Origin of the sequence: Gracilibacillus lacisalsi DSM 19029 (assembly GCF_000377765.1) — a bacterium.
Lineage (GTDB): Bacteria > Bacillota > Bacilli > Bacillales > Amphibacillaceae > Gracilibacillus > Gracilibacillus lacisalsi.
This window is the reverse complement of the sequence record NZ_KB898670.1, coordinates 122033-144410: the sequence shown is the minus strand read 5'-3', so window position 1 is coordinate 144410 and position 22378 is coordinate 122033. Positions and strand designations below refer to the sequence as shown.

Below are 22378 nucleotides of genomic sequence, written 5' to 3'. Positions count from 1 at the left end.
TTTAAACTTGTTCCTATGTTGAAAGTTTATCAATTAAACGCATTAACCGCTGACCAGAAGGAGTTTTATTGATATAGCTTTGTGATAAAAATGCACTAATTGTTTTGTCCATATAAGACTGCAATTCTTTATTGGTAAAAAAATCTGAGACTAATGTGGATAGTTGCTTTGGATCATCCTGTATAAGTTTTCCCATATCGTCATAATAACCGGTGTAACCAGGAGAGGATTCACCTAATATAAATACAGGTTTTTTTGCCAACATAGCTTCCAACGCTACTGTGGAAGGATAAGAAACTACCACATCCGCTATGCTGAAAAGGTCATAGTGATGGTACCCTTTGGAAGAATAGACAAAGGAATGGGCATCCTGAAGAGGGTGGTTTTTTTTATATTTAAAATCTTTGATAATAACATTTACGTTATCATTAGTACGTATTTGATCAAGGAAAGCAGTCCATTCTTCTAAGAGTAGTTGACCACGGATAATTAGTAGTATAGTTTTCTTTGTTGGATCAATGGCAAGATTTTGTTTTACTTCTTCCTGTCGTAATTTAGGTACTTGTTTAATTAAATCAAATCGCGGATGGCCGATGATTTCTAAACCTTCTTTGTCTACTCCATTGTTATGGTACCAATTTATATCATACGGTCCATAAACAGCATCAACATCTGCAATTTTTGGGATATAACCGAATTCTTTGCCAATTATTCCGTGCTGCATACAAATAGTCGGAATCCCGTATCCTGCTGCAACAAAAACTAATGTCCGACTTTCCGGGTAATGTGTGGAAGGGACAATGATGGTAGATATTGGAACTTTTCTAAATAAATTTGCTGCTTCTTCTACACGGTTAACTATTTTAGCTATTTGCATAAAAAATCTACTTCTAAAGGTTGGATCATCATAGACCAAATGATTAGGCTGCTTTGATAAGATGACTTGAGCTTTCTTTTTTAGCTTGTTGATCGGAGCTTTCATATCACTTTTGTAGTTATCAAAGGTTTGGATTGAATAACCTTGCAATCCAACAAGGTATGATTTCTCTTTCCTTTGTGGAATAGTATCTTGTACGATCAAAGTCTTCCTTTTGTCAAAATAATGATAGAAGGTTTCATTTGGAAATCGTAAAAGGTCATATACATCGTGCAAGAGGATTTTGCCATTCTCCTTTTTTTGAAAAGGTATTTGTATGGTTGCTTTCTTCTTATCGAATGTTTGCTGAATATCAGATAAGTCATTTACTGTATTTTTAAGAGAGCTAGTGTATGCAGGATCATGTAAAGACTTGAGCAATTTCTTGTTGTTTCTGATTAAACTGCCATAGTGGAAAAGATAAGCTAGTGAGTAGCCTTTGTATTCTAATTCAGCAAAGTCATCCAGAAAGTCAAGGTAAACCGTCCAATAATTCTTTTCATAAGTATTCATTCCTAATCCCCTTTTCTATAGCAGGTTTGCTTAACTATAAAGAATCCCGCAAACGGAAAGTTAAGCATAGTCCTCAAAGTTCACACTGCTGGCATAATATTTATTCTTATTTATATTCCAATCATTAAAATCAGTGAAAATAAAGGCCTACTATTCAGGGATGTATCAGTATAAATAGGCTAGTTCCGGTTACTATAAGAGTAGTCAATTATCATCATGGAGGGAAAGAAATGTCCAAACAACGCAAAAAAGAAAAACCTAATTATGCACCTACAAATCCGGATGAAAAAATGCCTGATAAGCAAAAAAGAGGAAGAGGTAAATCTCCTTCACGAGGTAATCCATTATAAAATGAATCACTCATTAGCATGGAAGAAGGAAGGAATCCTCTCCTTCCTTCTAACTTTCAGTCTTCACACGATGATAAATCCACTTTTTCCCTATGATAGCTATCCTTTTCGTGACTAGGAAACGGAACATATAATATGACAAGGTCCGAGAAATAAAGGGGGACGGTATCCAATGCCATGTTTACCCGGTTACCGATATTGTGGTCCAGGCTGTAGTGGACCAGGCATGCCATTAAATCGATTAGATGTTTTTTGCATGCAACATGATGATTGTTACCGAAAACACCGATCTCATCAGCATTGTGATGAGATATTCTTGAAGAGACTACAGCAATATATACAACGAAGAGATAAAATCGGTAGAGATGCAGCTCTTATGTACCGAGCTATTTCATTTAAACGAGGGTTATAGTTCAAAAGGAAAAACACATTAGTGTATTGATTAATACTTAACTAATGTGCTTTTTTAATGATTTTAATTTTACACGGTGCAAATCGTCCGTTATTTCACTTATAAAAAAGCTGTTGCTTGTAATACTTCATAAAACCGACAAACATCAAAATAGATCCAATTATATTATAGGCTACACGGAATCCGTGAACAATTAAGAATTCTCGGGCAGTTTGAACAAGGAAGTCAACAGAATGAACCGCTTCTCCTTGTATAAACATGATTTCGTTACGAGGCCATTCAAAAATCATGGACGTGGCGCCTTCCAGCACTATCATTAGCATACTGAATAATACCCAATAACGTGCTGGTTTCACTTTCCATGATAAGATGACAGCTATTATTCCAGTTGAAATACTTGCCATCCCTAAAGGTGGAAAATAAGTGTGCGGACTTGCCACTGCCATGAACTCCATACTTATAGCAAATGATTCTGGAATGTTATGAAAGATATTCGGATAGACCATGAAAGTATCTAGTAAAATGCTTCCAAGCAAAATCCATTGAATCCATAGGTGTGCAAGTATAGCTGTAAATGCAATTTTTTTCATCATCAGTAAAACTCCTTCTAAATTATTTTCTAATCAACTACCTTGTTTCCGAAATCAATTTTATACGGGGAATCTTAATGTCCTATTAGGTAATCCTTAAATATTTCTTAAATCTGAAGTTGTATTTCGAGCGATAGGCAGGAAAAAACTTGAATAACAGGAACGTATGTTCTATAATATATTTAGGATAGACATTCACTATTCCATTATGAAGGAAGGGAGGTAATAGACATGTATGTAACAATTGCAGACTTTATTTATGAATGGAAACGAGAAGCAATGCTGACTCAAAAAGTGCTGGAGGGTTTGACCGATGATTCGTTAAAACAACAAGTTTATTCAGAAGGTCGCACTTTAGGTAGAATTGTATGGCACTTAACAACAAGTATCCCAGACTATTTAGCTGATTTTGGGTTAGAGATAAATCAAGTAAAAAAAGCAGAAAGTGTTCCCAATTCAGCAAAAGAAATAGTGAAAACGTTTAAAAGCGTCAGTTCTAGTGCAGCTGAAGTGATTGAACAACAATGGACAGATAAAACATTGGAAAAGGTACAAAATGCATTTGGTAGAGAAGAAACAAATGCTCAAATTCTAATGGGGCTCATGAAACACATTATTCATCATCGTGGACAAGTTACAGTTCTTATGCGACAAGCAGGAATAAAACCTTTTGGGGTTTATGGACCACCGAAAGAAGATTGGGTTCAATTAGGTGTCGAAAGTCCACCTCGTTAACGTAAAAGAGTAATAATCATCTCCGCTAATGCCTATTTTACATAGACATTTACCCAAATGTAGTTTGGCTGAATAAGATGTAATAGGGCGTGAGGTGATTATGTTGAGCAAATGGTACAAAAAAGATGATATAAAAAGGGATGACTTCCTTGATCCATGGAATAAAAGAATGGTTGCCCGGTTCACCGAAAAAATGTTAAATAAAGAACAGCCTTTTCCTTGCATTCCGGCAACCATTGGATTCACATTAGATCAACTTCGATTTGGGTTTATTGGGTCACCAACAGAGGAACGAACGACACATGAGCTAGGGGAGTTATTACGAAGTTATTCGAAACATTCGAGAGAGCTAGGCAAATACACTTCATTGATCGTATTTTATAAAATTTCCAAAGAGATTATCGAAAGCTATTCAGTCGAGCAATATGAACATATATTTTGGGAGCAGCTGAGTAAACTCGTGGTTTATGATAAAAAAGCGTGGCCAAGGGAAATCCCGATAGATCCAAATCACCATATGTGGGAATTTAGTTTTCATGGTGAAAGATATTTCATGTATTGTGCAACCCCAGCACATCAAAAAAGAAATAGTAGAGCGTTTCCTACATTGATGTTAGCTATTACCCCAAGGTGGGTGTTTCAACAATTTAACAAATCGAAACACGCTGAGAAGATCATCAACCAAGTCAGAAATAGACTAGAAAACTATGATTCGATCCCGATTCACCCAGAGTTAAAACCATATGGAGCAGAAGATAATTTTGAATGGAAACAGTATTTTTTACGAGATAACAACCAAACTTCATCGAAATGTCCATTTCATTATAAAAAGTAAATGCAAGAAATAACACTTTGCATTTACTTTTTTTGTTATCAGAAAACGATTATAATAAAGTTGATGAATCTAGTCGAGAAAGTGAGGAGGGACGAAATGAATAGACCAGAATCTAATGAATATGCTGATTACTATGCAACATATGTATCCATGGTTCCAGAAGGAAATATTATGGATATTTTACAAATGCAGAGAGAGGATTTGCTGAAGCGACTGAACAATTTATCAGCAGAACAAGCAAATTTTCGTTATGGACCTGAAAAATGGAGTATAAAAGAGGTAATAGGACACTTAGCGGATACAGAACGTTATATGGCTTATCGTCTTTTTTGTATAGCACGAGGGGAAAAAGCAAAGCTCCCCGGTCATGATCAAAATGATTTTGTCAAAGAAGGTATGTTTGATGCTTTTTCTCTTACAACATTACTAGAAGATTATGCATCAGTTCGAGATGCTACTTTACAGCTGCTCAAAAACTTACGAGATGATGTCTGGACTAATTGGGGCAATGCAAATGGCTTTTCGGTAACCGTACGAGCATTGGCATTTATTGTTGCAGGTCATGAGCTTCATCATTTAAAAATACTAACAGAACGCTATTTTCAGAATGAAGATTTTCCAGTTTAGTATTTAATGTAATTTTTTTACTAGGCGAAAGATTTATTGGCCATGTACCTAAATCAGTTCCTTTACATACACTGTATGGTAATAATAAAAAAAGGAGCGATACAAAGTGGATCACACTTACCAACAAACACTTGCATGGCACGAAACCTTGGAAATCCATGAACTAGTTGCGTTTCAGTCAATTGGTTTAATGAAATTGAAAATGGGGTTACAACATATTCAGGATCCTGCATTGAAGAATATTTACCTGCAAACGATAAAAGAACTGGAAATGAACTTAAATGAACTACTTCAATTTTATCCTTATGCACCACATCCTGGTCCGTCCAGTGATTATCGTATTTCTGACAGTTTCTATGCCGGGGATTTATTAGCTTTTGCTAAAACAGCGGTAAGAAATTACGGGATTGCCATTACAGAAGTAGCTACACCAGCCTTGCGTAACGTGTTAAAGAAACAAATGAATTTAGCTGTAACGTGTCACGAACGAATCTTTTCCTATATGTATCAAAATGGTCACTATCCTTCTTATGATTTAGCAGCATTGTTACAACATGACATGACGCTTGCCAAAAAAGCACTATCGATGTAACAAAGACTTAAACGCTGGCATTGTAACTTGCCAAGCGTTTAAGTCTTTATTCACTCCATTTTCTGGGACTCCAAATCGTGCCTTCCATTTCGCCTTCCATTTGGTCCATTCGTTTTTCTTGTTCTTCAATAATATCCTGAGTTGCCTTTATCAATGTGCGCTGGTAGTAATCATCTGTTTGATCAAATATTTGTTGTAATTGTTGGATCATCCATTCATTTTCTTTCGTCATTCTTTTGCCTCCTATTCAAGGAACATATCATCAAGTACCATTTTTAGCTCGTCTATTTTGTCTCGGTTCTCTTGAATTCGTTCAATTGCAAATGTTATCGTATTCGTTTCGGTTGTAGACTCGGTCATATTCTGCAGTTGTTGGATCAGCCATTTTTCTCGAGTAGCTAAACTAATATCTTTCTCCATTGTGAGCATCTGCCAATATTTGATTAAAGTATTCATTTTCTCTTCTTCTTCCATATAAAAAAACTGAAATATGGACAATGGTCTAAGATAAATCATTCCTAATTTATTAGCCATTGCTTGAAATGGTTTCGTAAGTTCACTTATCGTAAACAGTTCTTCACCACCTGCCTGGTATTCTTTCTCAGCTACACCGATCATCATAACTAATCCAAATTCCTTTCCGGCAAGCGGCTTTTTTCTAGTACCATAACCAAAACCTTCTCCTAAAACTTCATCTTGCCATTTCTTTAAAAAAGGTGTTCCACTATACCAATAAAAAGGAAACTGAAAAATTATCCGATCATGCCTTTTTAACAAATCCTGCTCCTTCATTACATCTATCCTGCCATCTGGGTATAAGTTTTCTAAATGTTGGATGGTTATGTCATCTTGATTTTTGATCGAGTTTAAGAAGTATTGTTGACTGCCAGAGTCAATAAGGTCTGGGTGGGATATGATTAGTAAGGTTTTCAAAATTTCGCTCCTTTCGTTTGCGCTTATGTTATTTATATATTCCAGTTATATACGAAAAAAACTCAATTGTACACTTATAAAAATTATTTTTCTAGTTTAAGGATAGTCCTTTGCATTGGTACTCCGCCCATACTAACATTTCTTTCAATGAACATATAGTTTTTTCCGTCGATGGAGAATCTTCTATCACCTAGGTATGTCACATCTCTACCTTCACTTTCCAGCTTTCTTTGAATAGCTGTGACATATTCACTGTATTGGATGTAACGATCATCTAAATCAATAATAATGTTTCCTTTTTTGTATCCCATTAACCAATTAAATAAGCAGAAAGCTCCTGTAAACATAATGATAACTAAAACAAAATGAAAGAACATAAATCTCCCTCCTTATTAATATTACGTAAAAATCATGGTATTCGTTTCACAAAATGAGATCTAACTACGATAAAAGCCGTAAAAAATGGCAAGATATCGTAAGAAAGATGTATTTGAGATGGATTGGATTTCACTGTCGCACAGAATTATACAGAGATTGTTATCAGAGTTGTTTAGTGAGTGCTAAAAGATTATACTGTAACCGTAAAATCTAATATCTGACAAGGAGTGATCGAATTATGAAAGATTTATATCCTTCTAGAATCAAAGGCATGCCTTCCATTTTGGAAAGAAAAGATCCGATAATTCACAACTCCACAAAAGAGGATGGTCCTTTACAACGAAAAGAATTAGATTTTTACGAAGAAAATGGTTATCTATTTATGGAAAACTTTTTCTCTTTTGATGAGGTAAAAGTATTACAACAAGAATTAAAGCGAAATATGAATGACAATAAGTCTTCTGACCAACCTTATGTAGTGAGAGAAACTGGTGGCGATGAAATCCGCTCCGTATTTGATGTGCATAACAATGATGAATTTTTCCACAATTTATCATCACATCAACGTATTGTTGAAATTGCACAACAATTATTAGGAAGCCAGGTTTACATAAACCAATCTCGAATTAATTTTAAACCTGGCTTTAAAGGGAAAGACTTTTATTGGCATTCTGATTTCGAAACTTGGCATATGGAAGATGGGATGCCTAACATGCGCGCGGTTAGTTGTAGTATTATTTTGACGGATAATTATTCTTACAATGGTCCACTATTATTGATTCCAGGTTCACATCGTTACTTTGTACAATGTGTTGGCGAAACACCTGAAAATCATTTCGAACAATCTTTGAAAATGCAAAATATAGGTGTGCCAGATCATGATAGTATTAACTGGTTATTAGAAAAAGGCGGAAGAATCGATAGTGCTACAGGGCCTGCTGGATCTGTATTGTTCTTTGAATCTAATACCATGCACGGTTCTAATAGTAATATTTCGCCAATGCCACGTAGTAATGTGTTCTTTGTTTTTAACAGTATCGAAAACAAACTAGTAGAACCATTCGCAAATATCTCTCCAAGACCAGAGTTTATTGCGAACCGAACAAATATTAAGCCGATTAAACCAAAACCTTTTGATATTAATAAGAAGAAAGTGTTATTACATCAATAAAACAAGAGCCCCGCTAATAGGTAGCGGGGCATTCTTTAGGTTTTAAATGTCTTGCCGAATTAAACTGCTGGAATTTTGTTACTTGTTCCTTGTTGCATCTTATACATCTGATAATAGTTCCCTCGTTGTTGCAATAATTCTCGGTGTGTTCCTTTTTCAATTATTTGACCTCGTTCTAGGACGATGATCTCATCAGCATGTTGAATCGTTGATAAACGGTGAGCAATGATGAGCATTGTTCGACCTTTGGCGAGGACTTTCATTGCTTCTTGAATTAATCCTTCTGTTTCGGTATCGATATTGGCAGTAGCTTCATCTAGAATTAGAATAGCAGGGTCGAATGCTAGTGCTCTAGCGAATGATAGCAACTGTCGCTGTCCGGTAGAGAATTCACTGCCATTTTCCCCGACTGGTTCATCATATTGGTTTGGTAACCTTTCAATAAATTGATCAGCACCTACTGCTTTTAGGGCAGCAATTGCTTTCTCTCTAGTTATCGCTGGATTATTTAATGTGATGTTCGACAGTACCGTTCCCGTGAAGATAAACGGGTCCTGTAGTACAATTCCGATATGATGGCGAACCTGTTGGCGAGTCAAGGTTGATGTCTCCATGCCATCGATTTTGATCGAACCTTTTTGTGGGTCATAGAAGCGAAACAATAAATTCATAATCGAACTTTTACCTGAACCGGTATGTCCGACAAACGCTACCGTTTCGCCTGGTTTTACATGAAAGTTGACATTTTTTAAAATATAGTCGTCTTTTTCATAAGCAAAGCTAACATTGTCAAAAAGGATGTCACCTTTAATTCTATTCATCTCCAGCTGTTCGATCTTCTCACCTTTTTCATCTAACAATTCAAACACTCGCGCACCAGCCACTCTCGCTTGTTCTAACTGTGGAAGTTGGTTGACGATTTGTGTCATTGGTTCAAACAAGCGGGTAAGATAATCGACGAATGCATATAAAACCCCTGCTGTTATTAAACTTCCCCCAGATAATGCATTAGAACCAAAGAACCAAATAAAAGCGACAAAAGCAATGCCACGTAAGGCATTAACGAGATTGAAAGAGGTTAAGGCGGAGAGAACAATCATTTTCTTTTGATAAACATAGTGACGCGTATTTAATTGTTCAAATTCACCTTGTGTTTCGTTTGTTCTTCGAAATGCTTGAATAATCGGCATTCCTTGAATGGATTCGTTGATGGAGGCATTAATCTCACTATTGGTAGAGCGGATAACGCGATTATATTTGCCAGCGTATTTTTTAAATAATTTCATCCATACAAACAAAATCGGTATCACAATTAAACAAATAGTCGCTAATGACGCATTTAATAAGAAGAGGGCAACAAATATCCCTGTCATATATACAAATCCATTTACAAAGGTTTCAAGCACCTTGACATATAACTCTTTGATTGCTTCTGTGTCATTGGTAACTCTTGCTACAATCTTTCCTGCTGGTCTTTTGACAAAATAATTCATTGGCAGTTCTTCGACTCGTTGAAAGACATCATTGCGCATTCGTTGAATAATTTTGTTGGCTGATACTTGTAATAAATATGTTTTAAAATATTGAAAGATAGAAGCAATTAGGATTAGCCCTAAATACAATCCAAGTAACAGAACGATTGGGCTGATTTCAGGCTGGAAGAACGTATACAGGTCACTCACATTGAGCTTTATACCATTTATTTGTTCTGTCGTATTGTTATAACTAATCGTGATCTTATCATCATTGGCAGATTGAACCGAACTGTTCGGTGGAACTTCTTGATTCACTAAATGAAAATTTTTCCCTGATTGTAAAAGGGTATGCTGACTGACCATTTGATCTTGATCGGTTAGGCGATCTGCTCGTTTCAGGAACATACCATTGAAACGGATAGTGTCTGTATCATGTTGCTCTTCCACTTGTGTCCAGTTAGTCTGAATGCCGACAATATGATTATCTATGACTCTTTTGGCGATAAAAGGTCCAGTAAGCTCTAATCCAACTGCAATAATCAAACAAACTAAACCGATTAGAATGTATTTCTTGCTAGTCAGTGCATATTGAAATAGCCTTTTTTCGGTTGAAGGTTTCATGTCTACACCTCACTTTTCATTTGCTGAATGTTAAACTGTTCTCTATACCAGCCATTTTGCTTCATTAATTGTTCATGTGTACCACGCTCAGTGATCTTTCCATCCTCAAGGACGATAATTTGGTCTGCATGTTTAACAGCAGAAAGTCTGTGGGCAGCAATTAAGGTTGTTTTCCCTTGGCGTTCTTTTCTGAGATGGCTGATGATATTTGCTTCAGTTTTGCCATCTACAGCGGATAGTGAATCATCTAAAATTAAAATTTCAGGGTCCATAAGCAATGCTCTGGCTAAGGAAACGCGTTGCTTTTGACCACCTGATAAGGTTACGCCACTTTCACCAACTAGTGTTTCTAACCCTTTAGGAAGAGCTTCAATATCCTCTTTTAAAGAAGCCGATTCTAAAATGTGATGAATATCCTCGACCGATTTTTCCCCGCAACCGAATAATAGATTTTCTTTTACTGTTTTTGAGAAAAGAACGTGCTCCTGTGGTACATATCCGATCCAACTTCGGGTAGTATCGAGTGTAAAACATTCGATGGGAACATCGTTAATGGTAAGCTTTCCATTGGGTGGTACGTATTCTCTTAACAATTGTTTAAAAAGCGTCGTTTTCCCTGAACCAGTTTTACCGACAATACCGATAGTTTCTCCGCGGTGAATGGTGAGATCGATACTATCTAATTGTTTCCCGACCGCTTCAGGATAAGAGAAGGAAACATGGTTAAAATCAATCACCTCAGGCACTGCAACATACGCAGGTTTTGCTGGGTTCTGCACATCTGGTTGTTGGCTGAGTACTTTATCAACTCGGTCAATCGAGGCATTACCACGTTGCATGACATTAATTAATTCTCCAATCGCGAACATTGGCCAAATTAGCATTCCTAAATATACGTTAAAAGAAACTAGGTCTCCTAGTGAAATTCTATTTTCAAAAACCATTAATGCTCCATAACCTAAGCCAATCGTATAAGAAATTCCGACTAATATATTGATACTAGGTTCAAAAAATGCTTCCATTTTGGCAACTGCTTTATTTTTTTGAAACACTTTTTCTGTCATATTGGAAAATCGGTCGAAATCTTGTTTTTCTTGAACAAAAGCACGAATCACTCGAACACCTCTGGCAGATTCTAGCGTATAGTTGTTCAGTTCACTAAAAGCAGATTGTGCTTCCGTAAAACGAGTATGAATAACCTTTCCATACTTATGCACAATAAATGCCATAATCGGCATAGGGATCAAGGCTGCAAGGGTTAATGGCCAACTGATAGTAAACCCCATCATGAGAATAATGAATAACATGAATACAGTAGAGTCGACCAACGTAAGAATACCGAAACCTGCTGTCATCATAATAGCTTTTAAATCATTGGTAGAGCGAGCCATTAAGTCACCCGTTCGATTTTTACTATAAAATCTAGGACTCATCTTAAGAAAATGGCTCATTAAATGGGAGCGCATTTTTCTTTCTAACAATAAGGATCCACCAAATAGGTTGTAATCCCAAAGAAACATAATTGCATAACTAATAATAATCAAACCGGTAAAAATCATGATTATTTCAGTTAATCTTGCTGCGGTTAGTTGATTGTATTGAATCGCATCAATTGTCATCCCTACTAGTTTGGGAGGGATTAAATCAATAAAACTGACGATGATCAGTGCAGTAATCGCAACTGAATACCGTATCCGATGTTCTTTAAAGAACCATGATAATTTGTTAAACACAGAAAACATTTATCTATCTCCTTTCAGCGGAAACGTTTCATTTATCTGGTGTTACTATCCGCCGTCTTTCCTTTTTCTTTCGCTTGTAAATAGGTGAGCCAACGTTTGTATCATCTTTTTTCCTCCTTATTTTCTATTTGCATTGAATAAAAAAAGCGTATACGTTCATGACGTATACGCTAAAAAGTTACACTTATAGCAAGTAATGAGGCCATCTTACAATAATGGCAACAAAAAAGATCACGAACGAATCCGTGATTCTCCCGCTATTATGGAATTATGATAATAAACGGTTACATGCTAGTTGTTTTTCGGTTAGAGGAAGTCACGGCAATATCAATATTCAATTGTTGTAAGATAACAAGGTTCATATGACGATGTATGCGATTCATTTTGCCGGACCTCCTTTTACTGTAAATTTTTTCAATGCTCAATTATTATATATTCAAAAAATTATAACGTCAATACAATTTACGGAAATATTTTCAATTTTAAGAAAACTTAATAAGGTGAAATTTAATAGTTGCAAAATACAACTAATTATCATATACTACAATTAGGTGATGAAAATGGATAAAAATAGTAACAAAACACAAAATATGCAGGAAATGCGCCATTTGTTTGTGGTTCTTTCACGACAGTTCGGATTATTACAAAAAGAAAGCTCCCAATGTTGCGGAGTGACAACCATTCAAAGTCATATTCTATATGAAATAAAGCAAGGGTATCATATGACATTAAATCAACTTGCTCAAAGACTTTGTTTGGACAATAGCACAACCAGCCGTCATGTTCATGGATTGGTGGAAAAAGAATATGTAGTCCGCTTGCCACACCCTGAAGACAGACGTTATGTCACATTGGAATTATCGGAAAAAGGGAAGAAGCTGGAGGAAGAGATTACGGAAATGATGACGACAAGCATTATGGATATGTTTAAAGATTTACCCGAAGACAAGATGACAAGCATGAGAACAGAAATAAAAGATTTAACGGAAATTATGCGAAAGAGTGATATATGTTGTTATCCTCCATTTTAAAGGATGGAGGATATAAAATAGATAATAGTTGCAAAATACAATAGTTGTATTTTGCTGATAATAGGAGGAGAGCACATGTCTAATGTAGTATCATTTCTTCAACAATTCGCCATTTTATTTATTGAATTGACATTACTATTTATCGTTATCAGTTTTATTGTTAGCTTGATTCAACAAAAAGTAACAGAAGAACAAATTAAGCAAATTCTTCATCGGCCAAATAAATGGAGTGGCTATCTGTACGGTACGGGTTTAGGTGCTTTAACCCCTTTTTGTTCTTGTTCGACGATTCCGATATTAGCGGGGTTGTTATCTTCTAAGGCGCCATTTGGACCATCGATGTCGTTTTTGGTAGCATCTCCCTTATTAAACCCAGTCATGATTATTTTATTAGTTACCTTTTTAGGATGGAAAATAACCGTCTTTTATTTCGTCATTGTTTGGGTTTTTGCGATGATCATTGGCTTTGTTTGGGAGAAATCAGGGTTTCATATTTATGTTAAAGATGTTCAGGTTAGGAGAAAAAAATCGACAGAGAATCAACCAGCTATTCCTAAGTGGAAGCTGGCACTACAGGATGTTTGGTCCTTTTTTGTTCCTGTACTACCTTTTCTTGTGTTAGGGGTATTTATTGGTGCATTTATTTATAATTTTGTGCCAGAATCGTTGATTATCCAGATAGCTGGCAGTGATAAACCATGGACAATACCAATTGCCTCTGTTATTGGAATTCCTATGTATATTCGTGCTGAAGTTATGTTGCCGATAGGAGATGCATTAATTACGAAAGGAATGGGAGTAGGGGCTGTTATTGCACTACTTATCGGTGGAGCAGGTGCAAGCTTGCCAGAGGTCGTTTTACTGAGTAAATTATTCAAACGTAAGCTGGTGATCGCATTTATACTTTCTATCTTGTTTGTCGCTGTTTTAACTGGATTTATGATTCAATTCATTCTTTGAAGGAGGTGATAACATGGCTATAAAAATAGGATTTAAAAATATTTTTTCTACATCTAAAGGTGATTCTTGCTGCAGTGTAGAGATTGAAGAAGTTCAACCTAATCAAGATGAAGAGCAGAAAGAACAGAATAATGACGATGCGAAGTCAGAAAATCAAAATTGTTGTTAGTACAAAGAATTCTAAAGCCTACCATTATAGCCTTTATTAATGGTAGGCGTTCCGTTCTTTAGCCAATCTGTTCATACTTGAGCTATGCAGCATTCATGAAGTTTTCGGTTATGACCGACAGTTTTTCACTACACTAAAAGGTTATCAAAAGTTACAAGGCTGGATTTTTTACCTTGAAGTAAAACTCAGCCTTGTTTTTGTACTATTATTTAATTGCCACCCATATTTCATTCGAGGAGTCTGGTTGGCTAGGGTCATCATCTAAATAAACTTCTAAGGGTGGGATGTCCTGTGGCTCATAGCCGTTTGATGGGAACCATTCTCCATAAATTTGTTTCCACGCTTTTGGCATCTCAGTTTGTACCGGTCCATTTACTTCAAATACCACCCATTTTGCTGCAGGAATTACTGTTTCGGAATAAGGGGAAGGTGTTTGACTGCTTGTCTCTACACCAATCCAATATTCTATTTGTTGGTTAGAGTTGTCATAATCAGTAGTGACCCCTAATAATCCTTTTATTTCTCCATTTATCAACGAAGCCAGCTTTTGGATAGTACCATTTTGCGAAGACTCAGCCCAAAACTGAGGGATGATATTCGCTTGGGGTAAGCTCTCGTTAGAACAAGGAACATCTTTTTTTACACCAACAACTTTAAATTCTTCTCTTTCCACAATTCGATACTTCATCGATTCTACTCCTTTCAATTGTACCTGAATTTGCAGGCGATTATAGGATTGAAGCCCCGTCAGTCCCTTTCGTGCTTCTCTTGGTGAGATACCATGCTGCTTGCGAAAGGCTTTTGAGAAAGCTTCAGGAGTGTCGTAGCCATATTTAAGGGCAAGGTCGATTATTTTGAAATCTGTACTCATTAATTCCTGTGCCGATAAAGTTAACCGCCGTCTGCGCAGATATTCTCCAACGGTAACCTCGGTAAGAATAAGAAATATTCTTTGAAAATGATAGGGAGAAAGGTGTGCTTGGTTTGCAATATCCTGAATCGTAATGTTATCCAGTAAATGTTCCTCCATATAGTCTATTGCCTTTTGTAATGATTCGACCATTGCCATATCGCTCAACTCCTTGGTTATTATATTAAAGGTTTCTGCTGACAAAAACCTGTCATTTTGTGCTTTTATAGGACCGGTTCGATGTTGTGGTTCGACTAGCATAAATACTCTAATTATGCTTTTCTTGGTGAGGAGTGGGAGGTTATCATCTCACTTTATATCGTTCATTATATTAAAATAAAGCTATTAGTAAATGATTTACGGAAAAAATTGGGGAAATTCACCTTTATTTATTTACTACCTTTTTTACATCAATATGATCGCTTTCAATCTATATTAGAACTGCTAGGCAAGCCATCACCTAGAATACTTTCTACAAAATTGAAGGATTTGTATGAAATGGAGCTTATAAAGAAAGAAATCAAGGAAGAACCGAGGCTAGTTTATACGTATAAAATGAACGAAACTTATCGTTCTTCAATGGCTCTTATTTGGAAAGAAATATCAGAGATAGAAGGGAATAACCCAACCGCCAAAGGTTATCAGTAATCTTTGGTGTTTTTGTGTGCCAAAGTTTCTATGACATATTCCAGCAATTCTTAAGAAATATTGATTTTGTAGATTGCTAAAATAGAAGAAAAAAAGAGAAGGAGACTTTTAATGAGGCAAGTTATCTATTCCCAAATGGTGTCAGTTGACGGTTATATCGAAGACCAGAACGGAAGTATTGATTGGAGCAAGCCAGACGAGGAAGTGTTTCAATATATTATCGACCAGGAAAAAATGGTTGATACACACCTATATGGTAGAAAAACATATGAAAATATGGCTGGTCATTGGCCTTATGTGTTGAATGATCCTGAAAGCAGTTCCCAAGATAAAGAATGGGCACATATGTGGGTGGATAGGAAAAAGGTCGTTTTCTCCAGAACATTAGCTGAAGTGGAATGGAACAGTAGAATAGTAAAAAATAACATACAAGAGGAAATCGAGAAAGAAAAGGATATGCCGGGTAAAGATTTGTCTCTTGGAGGGGCAATAATAGCACAGACCTTGATGGGATTAGATGTAATCGATGAATATTGGCTATATGTCCATCCTGTCACTCTTGGCGGTGGTAAACCGATGTTTCACAAGCAATTAACATTACAATTAGCGGAAGCTCGATCCTTTGCATCTGGAATCGTGTTACTACGATACCGAAAAGGCGAAGAATAGAATGAGGAACGTTATAAGTCAGATGATGGTAACAGTCAATGGTTTGGTCGAAGGACCTGATCACGCGTTAGATTGGCACGTAGTGGATGATGAATATGATCAATATAATGATGAGCTCTTCAGCACAGTGGATACATTATTATTTGGTAGAGTAACCTTTCAGCATATGGAAGCTTTTTGGCAAACTCCCGTTGCTTATGTTTCCAGAGACAGCTGAACGAATGAATCAGTATGATAAAATCGTTTTTTCTAATACATTAGATCAGGTAACCTGGCAAAATACCACCTTGATGAATGGCGATGAATTAGAAAAACAGCTGAGGCATCTTAAGCAACAAAATGGAAAGAATATGTTAGTGTTGGGTAGCTCAGATTTGGTGTCAGCTTTAAGCGAGTATGGACTTGTTGATGAGTACCATTTGATCGTTAATCCTGCTGCATTAGCAGATGGTAAGCGGTTATGGAGCGGATTAAACCATACCATAACATTACAGTTCCTAAATAGCAAAGTGTTCCAGTCAGGTAATGTGTTGTTACGTTATCATAAGTGAAATAACGAATGTTTTTATAAATTGATTGAAAATAATTCGTGATTTGTAGAATAAAAATTGAAAAACATCTTGAAAACAAATGATAACATGTTACAATGTAGAAATAATAATTTAATAATATTCACTCATATAATCGTAGGGATACGGCCTACAAGTTTCTACCAGATTACCGTAAATGATCTGACTATGAGTGAGCAATGGACGTTATGGTAATTCATATTTTTACCAATAACGAACAATACCCAAAGATCATTGCTCATCTCATATGGTGAGTATCGATCTTTGGGTTTTTTATTGGTTTATTTTTTAAAAAGGGGTGGCGATCATGGAAAAACTACAACAGAAAATAATCGAAGAAGGAATAGCACTTTCTGATACTGTGTTAAAAGTGGATAAATTTCTTAATCATCAAATAGATCCACAATTAATGCATGAGATTGGCAAAGAATTTGTGAAACGATTTGAAAATAAAAAGATTACCAAAATCGTTACACTAGAATCTTCTGGTATTGCCCCTGCCGTCATGGCAGGTTTAATCTTAGATGTTCCTGTTGTTTTTGCTCGTAAGAAAAAATCTTTAACATTAAAGGATGGATTACTCACTTCTACGGTGTATTCCTATACCAAACAAGAAACAAATGAAATTTCAATTGCAGAAAAATTTCTTAGCGAGGACGATCATGTATTAATCATTGATGATTTTCTTGCCAATGGACAAGCAGCATTAGCTCTGATCGACATAGTAGAAAAAACGAATGCACATGTGTCAGGTATTGGCATAGTTATTGAAAAGGCATTTCAAGATGGCGGCGAAATTTTACGCAGCAAAGGTTATCAGATCGAGTCGTTAGCTCGGATAAAATCTTTAGAAAATGAAACGATTGAATTTATCAGCGAGAAGGAGTATGCACAATGAACTTAACAAAAGGTAAAATGGCATCTTTAGGTTTACAGCATGTGTTAGCGATGTATGCGGGAGCAGTGATTGTTCCCTTGATTGTCGGAGCTAGTATTGGCCTTACAAATGAACAGCTCACGTACTTGATTTCGATTGATATATTAATGTGTGGGGTTGCAAGTATCTTGCAGGTTTGGAAGAATAGATTCACAGGGATAGGCTTACCTGTTGTGTTAGGCTGTACCTTCACAGCAGTTGGTCCGATCATTGCGATTGGGAATAATTATGGTATCACATCCGTTTATGGATCAATTCTCGTATCCGGTCTAATCGTCGTATTAATTGCGAAATTCTTTAGTAAACTGATTAAGTTCTTTCCGCCAGTCGTTACCGGATCAGTTGTTACGATAATTGGGATTACGTTAATTCCGGTAGCCATGAATGATTTAGCAGGAGGGGAAGGAAGTGCTGACTTTGGCAGCTTCACCAATCTAGCATTAGGTTTTGGAACAATAATAGTGATCTTATTAATCTTCCGTTTTGGGAAGGGGTTTGTTCAAGCAATTGCTATATTACTTGGAATTTTATTAGGAACAGTTACAGCCTTTTTTATGGGGATGGTTGATTTAAGTCCAGTAGCGGAGAGTACATGGCTGCATTTGCCGACACCATTTCATTTTGGAACACCTGAATTTCATTTAACACCTATTTTGACGATGACACTCGTGGCAATTGTCAGTCTTGTTGAATCAACAGGAGTATATTTTGCACTAGGAGATATTTGTGACAAAAAGCTAGAAGATAAAGATTTGGAGAAAGGTTATCGAGCAGAAGGTGTAGCGATTATCTTTGGTGGTTTATTCAACTCTTTTCCGTATACAACTTTCTCGCAAAATGTTGGGTTGATTCAATTATCTGGGGTCCGAACTAATAATGTGATTTATACAGCTGGAGTGATGTTAATTTTACTTGGTCTTGTACCAAAAATTGGAGCTTTAACGTTGGTTATTCCAAATGCGGTATTAGGTGGAGCAATGGTGGCGATGTTTGGTATGGTCATTGCTTACGGAATTAAAATGTTGAGTAATGTCGATTTCTCATCACAAGAAAATTTATTGATTGTTGCATGCTCAGTAGGAATGGGACTTGGAGTAACGGTTGTTCCGGAGATTTTTGCGGGATTACCTGAAAGTCTTAAAATCCTAACAGAAAGTGGCATTGTAATCGGAAGCTTAACCGCAATTTGCTTAAATGTTATTTTTAATTTTAGAAAGAAAGATCAATCGAACATGACAGATTCAGAAAAAGCAGCGTAATGAAAAGCCAGCATACAAGAAATGCTGGCTTTTGATACATTTATCACCGTGCTAATCATCTTATTACTAAGAAATTACTTTCCCAGATGAAGGGGAAGTGGGATGTGGTGGGACAAAATTTTGGGATATATAATGATAAATGGTTTGGGCAACTGTCTTGTTATGCGTCTTGAGCCCTTGATTACCAAATAACACATTAAACTCCAAAATGTAATATTTGCCTTCACTTACTAGTATATCAAATCCTGCGTGATTTATATTTAATAGTTTGGCAATCTTTAAGACTAAGTCCAGAGCATCCCCAGGTATCAATTGATGACTAACTTCTCCACCTTTTGCGACGTTGTGTAGAAATTCTCCTTCTTGTCCAATCCGCCAATAAGCATCATAAATTTGATCACCGACGATACAAACACGCAAATCCTTCCCAGCGTTTGGCAAATATTCCTGAACATAGAGTACGTCATTATTACGGGCATAATCGATAAATTGTCTATCATGTTCTATTAGGAAAACACCTTTACCCATTGAGTTTTTCGCTTCTTTAACAACAAAAGGGAAGGGAAAAGTCTCTAATACATTTGCGATGTTACTATCTGTACTTGCCAAAATTTCGGTGTAAGGAACATGTTCCTTTGCAACTGCCCATAAGGCACGCGTCATTTCAATTTTATTTGCACCAATCTGTACCGTTTCAATACTAGGGAAAATTTGCTTTTTTAACCCATAAACGAGAGTAGGTACTTGCCAGTTTTGAGGAAACAGAATCAGATCTGCTTCTTTAATAATATCGATCTCATTAAACATATGCTCCGGCTTGATATAGCGAACTCCCGGTATACCAATCGTTCGGAATGCGTTAAAGGAAATTAGTTTCATTTTTTCATTTCTCCATATTTAGTTTTTCAATATAATATTAGCATGGTTTTTGAGAAAAGCTAGACTTTTTTTAGCTGATTCAAAATTTTGGCATCGAAAGACTAATATAGTTATCATAATGGATAAGAACTCTACATTTTTCGAAGGAGTGAAATGATGCTAGTAAAAGTGCTCGGTTTTTCGTTGCTTTTTATATTTTTTGTTACGGCTTGTAATGGAGATGGACAACCAAATTCAATGGAAGAGCAGCCAGGAAGCTCCGCTGAATTAGAGAACAAAAATGAATTAGACAGTTCAGATGAACAGGAAATCATTGCAGAAAACCTCGATGTTCCGTGGGCGATCGAAAAAATAGATGATACTTTTTACCTGACAGAAAGACCAGGAGATATTGTGAAGATAGAAAATGGACAAGTAGAAAGACAAAATGTAGAGCTTGAAAAAGAGCTTGCAACTGCTGCAGAAGCAGGGCTGTTAGGATTTGTATTGGTTCAAGATTTCTCTGAATCTCATTTGGCGTATGCTTATTACACGTATGAGGATGAACAGGGGCAATTTAATAGAATTGTGACTCTTCAATTTAACGGTGAAACTTGGAAGGAGGAAGAGGTATTGCTAGATCAAATTCCAAGTGGTGCCTACCATCATGGTGGAAGGTTAAAAATGGGTCCTGATGATAAACTTTATGCCACAGCTGGAGATGCATCTGACCCTGAAATCGCACAGGAAGTGGACTCGTTAGGTGGAAAAATTCTAAGAATGAACTTAGATGGTTCGATACCTGAAGATAACCCGTTTGAAGATTCTTATGTATATAGCTATGGACATCGTAATCCACAAGGCTTAACATGGGCGGATGATGGCACCTTATATGCAAGTGAACATGGCAACAGTGCAAATGATGAAGTCAATCAAATAGAGGCTGGCGAGAACTATGGTTGGCCGATTATTGAAGGTGAACAAGAGCAAGAAGGAATGATCACACCATTATTTACCTCAGCTGCAGATACAACATGGGCTCCGTCTGGCATTGATTATTATGATGAGAGATTATATGTAGCTGCATTGCGCGGAACAGCAGTACTTGAATTTAATCTTGAAACAGATGAATATAGTGAAGTAATTTCAGATCTTGGTAGAGTAAGAGATGTACTCATTGATGAAGAAAACATATATGTGATTACAAATAATACTGATGGGCGTGGTAACTCGAAAGAAGCGGATGATATATTATATAAAGTTCCACTTGAGAACTTGAATTAAAAAAGAGAGAAGCAAGCATTTCTCCTCATGAGAATTACCATTTATCCCGGTAGGAGTAGTGTCTCTTCCCTGGAAAAGTGCCCGGCTCCCGAGGAAATAGTCCGTTATCCCCGGAAGAGAAGAGATTATCCTCGGAGGAGGTATGTCTCTTCCGGGGAAAAGCGCGTCGCTTCCCTGGAAAAGTGCCCGCCTTCCGAGGAAATAGTCCATTATCTAAAGAATAATTGACTTGAGGACAAAGGATAAATTAGTATAAAATGGTAATTGATCAACTGGTTTATTTTTAGGGGGATTTAGAAGTGATTGCTAACATGTATAAACGGAGAGAAAGATTAGCGATAATTTTTTTGGGTATCATAACGTTGATTTTTGCAGGCCTCTTGATTGTTGAAACACCATCAAATACTGATGAGTGGTTGGAAGCTGGCTCAATGCTTATACCTTTTATTTTCTTAATTGTTATTGCTTTCATGAGTAGATATAAATATCAAAAAGTTAAAGATGTAGATATTCCTTTATCTGTGCGAACGATAGAAGATATTGATCATGTAGTGTTAAAAAAAGATGCAACGTTCATTACGCAACTACTTGTATTTGAGCAAACAGGTGGTTTTTTAGGTACATACAAATTCACTTCCATGTCATGGTGGCAATATCCGATTGCTATATTGATGAGTTCCCTTTTTTCTTTTCTACCTTATAGCGTAAGTTATTTTTCTAATCAAGATGAGAAATTGTTTACCTTTAAGAGAAAAGGATTTAAAAAGACAATGTTAGATGTGTATGACGAAAAGAATTGTTTTATTGGTCAATATGAACAAGAAGAGTTTAAAAGTATATTGCAGATTAAAGGGAGAATATTGGATCAGGATGGTCAAATGATCCTTCCAGTAAAAGCGAGTGGGGGAAATGGTGATTTTGATATTCGTGATCAGGACGGTCGACGCTGGGCTTATTTCTATAATGGAAGATTTCCGCATGAGTACACAGAAGTTTTTAAAGAAATAGATAACGATATGGTGGAAATCTCCAATCGAATTTCTCGTGAACAAAAGATATTGTTGCTGGCGATGATCGGATATATGTTTTTGAATCGGAGTAAATAATAGATAGGGAAGACAATCTATGAATGCCATTCAAGATACCCCCATGACAAGCTTATTTGCAACGGGGGATGCACTGACGCTCTATCGT

At 36.4% G+C, this 22378-nt stretch carries 26 protein-coding genes and 1 riboswitch; of the genes, 17 read left to right on the top strand and 9 right to left on the bottom strand.

Annotation, left to right across the window (positions count from 1 at the left end; translation table 11 throughout):
* Positions 1-13: 13 nt before the first annotated feature.
* Positions 14-1429, bottom strand: coding sequence for a glycosyltransferase family protein (locus D569_RS0114505; RefSeq protein WP_018933162.1), 1416 nt, complete (start codon positions 1427-1429; stop codon positions 14-16).
* Positions 1430-1951: 522 nt separating this feature from the next.
* On the opposite strand from D569_RS0114505, the gene D569_RS0114495 reads away from it, so the two are divergent.
* Complete coding sequence (locus tag D569_RS0114495; RefSeq protein WP_018933160.1) at positions 1952-2191, top strand: hypothetical protein; 240 nt, start codon at positions 1952-1954, stop codon at positions 2189-2191.
* 95 nt (positions 2192-2286) lie between these two features.
* Here the strand turns inward: D569_RS0114495 and D569_RS0114490 are convergent, their stop codons facing one another.
* Positions 2287-2784, bottom strand: a complete 498-nt coding sequence (locus D569_RS0114490) for a hypothetical protein (RefSeq protein ID WP_018933159.1) — start codon at positions 2782-2784, stop codon at positions 2287-2289.
* Between the two features lie 228 nt (positions 2785-3012).
* On the opposite strand from D569_RS0114490, the gene D569_RS0114485 reads away from it, so the two are divergent.
* From D569_RS0114485 to D569_RS0114470, 4 genes are all read left to right on the top strand, one after another.
* Positions 3013-3516 carry a DinB family protein gene (locus D569_RS0114485; protein WP_018933158.1) on the top strand — a complete coding sequence of 168 codons (504 nt, stop codon included), beginning with the start codon at positions 3013-3015 and terminating at the stop codon, positions 3514-3516.
* A 100-nt stretch (positions 3517-3616) separates the two neighbouring features.
* A complete protein-coding gene (locus D569_RS0114480; RefSeq protein ID WP_051084523.1) occupies positions 3617-4351 on the top strand; it encodes a YqcI/YcgG family protein in 735 nt (244 codons plus the stop codon).
* Positions 4352-4447: 96 nt separating this feature from the next.
* Positions 4448-4978 carry a DinB family protein gene (locus D569_RS0114475; RefSeq protein ID WP_018933156.1) on the top strand — a complete coding sequence of 177 codons (531 nt, stop codon included), beginning with the start codon at positions 4448-4450 and terminating at the stop codon, positions 4976-4978.
* Between the two features lie 106 nt (positions 4979-5084).
* On the top strand, positions 5085-5570 hold the full coding sequence (locus D569_RS0114470) for a spore coat protein (protein WP_018933155.1): 486 nt from the start codon (positions 5085-5087) through the stop codon (positions 5568-5570).
* Positions 5571-5616: 46 nt separating this feature from the next.
* Here the strand turns inward: D569_RS0114470 and D569_RS0114465 are convergent, their stop codons facing one another.
* From D569_RS0114465 to D569_RS0114455, 3 genes are all read right to left on the bottom strand, one after another.
* The gene (locus D569_RS0114465) at positions 5617-5802 is read right to left on the bottom strand and encodes a hypothetical protein (protein WP_018933154.1); all 186 of its coding nucleotides are present in this window, start codon (positions 5800-5802) and stop codon (positions 5617-5619) included.
* 11 nt (positions 5803-5813) lie between these two features.
* A complete protein-coding gene (locus D569_RS0114460) occupies positions 5814-6503 on the bottom strand; it encodes an NAD(P)H-dependent oxidoreductase (protein WP_018933153.1) in 690 nt (229 codons plus the stop codon).
* A gap of 83 nt (positions 6504-6586) precedes the next feature.
* Positions 6587-6880, bottom strand: a complete 294-nt coding sequence (locus D569_RS0114455) for a hypothetical protein (protein WP_018933152.1) — start codon at positions 6878-6880, stop codon at positions 6587-6589.
* Between the two features lie 239 nt (positions 6881-7119).
* On the opposite strand from D569_RS0114455, the gene thpD reads away from it, so the two are divergent.
* Positions 7120-8052, top strand: coding sequence for an ectoine hydroxylase (gene thpD / locus D569_RS0114450; RefSeq protein WP_018933151.1), 933 nt, complete (start codon positions 7120-7122; stop codon positions 8050-8052).
* Between the two features lie 59 nt (positions 8053-8111).
* Here thpD and D569_RS0114445 read toward each other — a convergent pair whose 3' ends face one another.
* Both D569_RS0114445 and D569_RS0114440 read right to left on the bottom strand, forming a co-directional pair.
* Positions 8112-10148, bottom strand: a complete 2037-nt coding sequence (locus D569_RS0114445) for an ABC transporter ATP-binding protein (protein WP_018933150.1) — start codon at positions 10146-10148, stop codon at positions 8112-8114.
* Between the two features lie 2 nt (positions 10149-10150).
* On the bottom strand, positions 10151-11890 hold the full coding sequence (locus tag D569_RS0114440) for an ABC transporter ATP-binding protein (protein ID WP_018933149.1): 1740 nt from the start codon (positions 11888-11890) through the stop codon (positions 10151-10153).
* Positions 11891-12450: 560 nt separating this feature from the next.
* Here D569_RS0114440 and D569_RS0114430 point away from each other — a divergent pair.
* The 3 genes from D569_RS0114430 (at position 12451) to D569_RS24640 (ending at position 14050) form a co-directional block, all read left to right on the top strand.
* Positions 12451-12921, top strand: a complete 471-nt coding sequence (locus D569_RS0114430) for a MarR family winged helix-turn-helix transcriptional regulator (RefSeq protein WP_018933147.1) — start codon at positions 12451-12453, stop codon at positions 12919-12921.
* Positions 12922-12996: 75 nt separating this feature from the next.
* Positions 12997-13881, top strand: a complete 885-nt coding sequence (locus tag D569_RS0114425) for a permease (RefSeq protein ID WP_018933146.1) — start codon at positions 12997-12999, stop codon at positions 13879-13881.
* Positions 13882-13894: 13 nt separating this feature from the next.
* Positions 13895-14050, top strand: coding sequence for a hypothetical protein (locus tag D569_RS24640; protein ID WP_018933145.1), 156 nt, complete (start codon positions 13895-13897; stop codon positions 14048-14050).
* A gap of 205 nt (positions 14051-14255) precedes the next feature.
* Here D569_RS24640 and D569_RS0114415 read toward each other — a convergent pair whose 3' ends face one another.
* Entirely contained in the window at positions 14256-15119 is an 864-nt protein-coding gene (locus D569_RS0114415; RefSeq protein ID WP_018933144.1) for an AraC family transcriptional regulator, read from the bottom strand.
* Positions 15120-15458: 339 nt separating this feature from the next.
* Here D569_RS0114415 and D569_RS24400 point away from each other — a divergent pair, with 339 nt between their 5' ends.
* The 6 genes from D569_RS24400 to D569_RS0114390 all read left to right on the top strand — a co-directional run bounded on the left by D569_RS24400 (position 15459) and on the right by D569_RS0114390 (position 19042).
* Positions 15459-15608, top strand: a complete 150-nt coding sequence (locus D569_RS24400) for a hypothetical protein (RefSeq protein ID WP_018933143.1) — start codon at positions 15459-15461, stop codon at positions 15606-15608.
* A gap of 111 nt (positions 15609-15719) precedes the next feature.
* Positions 15720-16277, top strand: coding sequence for a dihydrofolate reductase family protein (locus D569_RS0114405; protein ID WP_018933142.1), 558 nt, complete (start codon positions 15720-15722; stop codon positions 16275-16277).
* Between the two features lies 1 nt (position 16278).
* On the top strand, positions 16279-16494 hold the full coding sequence (locus tag D569_RS23665; protein ID WP_051084522.1) for a dihydrofolate reductase family protein: 216 nt from the start codon (positions 16279-16281) through the stop codon (positions 16492-16494).
* Positions 16495-16498: 4 nt separating this feature from the next.
* Positions 16499-16828 (top strand): dihydrofolate reductase family protein, encoded by a 330-nt coding sequence (locus D569_RS23660; RefSeq protein WP_169336445.1) that lies wholly within the window; start codon positions 16499-16501, stop codon positions 16826-16828.
* Between the two features lie 105 nt (positions 16829-16933).
* Positions 16934-17035, top strand: a riboswitch (purine riboswitch).
* A 118-nt stretch (positions 17036-17153) separates the two neighbouring features.
* A complete protein-coding gene (locus tag D569_RS0114395; protein WP_018933141.1) occupies positions 17154-17744 on the top strand; it encodes a xanthine phosphoribosyltransferase in 591 nt (196 codons plus the stop codon).
* Entirely contained in the window at positions 17741-19042 is a 1302-nt protein-coding gene (locus D569_RS0114390) for a nucleobase:cation symporter-2 family protein (RefSeq protein ID WP_018933140.1), read from the top strand. The genes D569_RS0114395 and D569_RS0114390 overlap by 4 nt, the downstream gene beginning before the upstream one ends.
* 66 nt (positions 19043-19108) lie before the next feature.
* On the opposite strand, the gene D569_RS0114385 is transcribed toward D569_RS0114390, so the two are convergent.
* Positions 19109-19921 carry an ATP-grasp domain-containing protein gene (locus tag D569_RS0114385; RefSeq protein WP_018933139.1) on the bottom strand — a complete coding sequence of 271 codons (813 nt, stop codon included), beginning with the start codon at positions 19919-19921 and terminating at the stop codon, positions 19109-19111.
* 156 nt (positions 19922-20077) lie between these two features.
* On the opposite strand from D569_RS0114385, the gene D569_RS0114380 reads away from it, so the two are divergent.
* Both D569_RS0114380 and D569_RS0114375 read left to right on the top strand, forming a co-directional pair.
* Positions 20078-21184, top strand: a complete 1107-nt coding sequence (locus D569_RS0114380; protein ID WP_018933138.1) for a PQQ-dependent sugar dehydrogenase — start codon at positions 20078-20080, stop codon at positions 21182-21184.
* Between the two features lie 299 nt (positions 21185-21483).
* Complete coding sequence (locus D569_RS0114375; RefSeq protein ID WP_018933137.1) at positions 21484-22290, top strand: hypothetical protein; 807 nt, start codon at positions 21484-21486, stop codon at positions 22288-22290.
* The last annotated feature ends 88 nt before the right edge of the window (positions 22291-22378 follow it).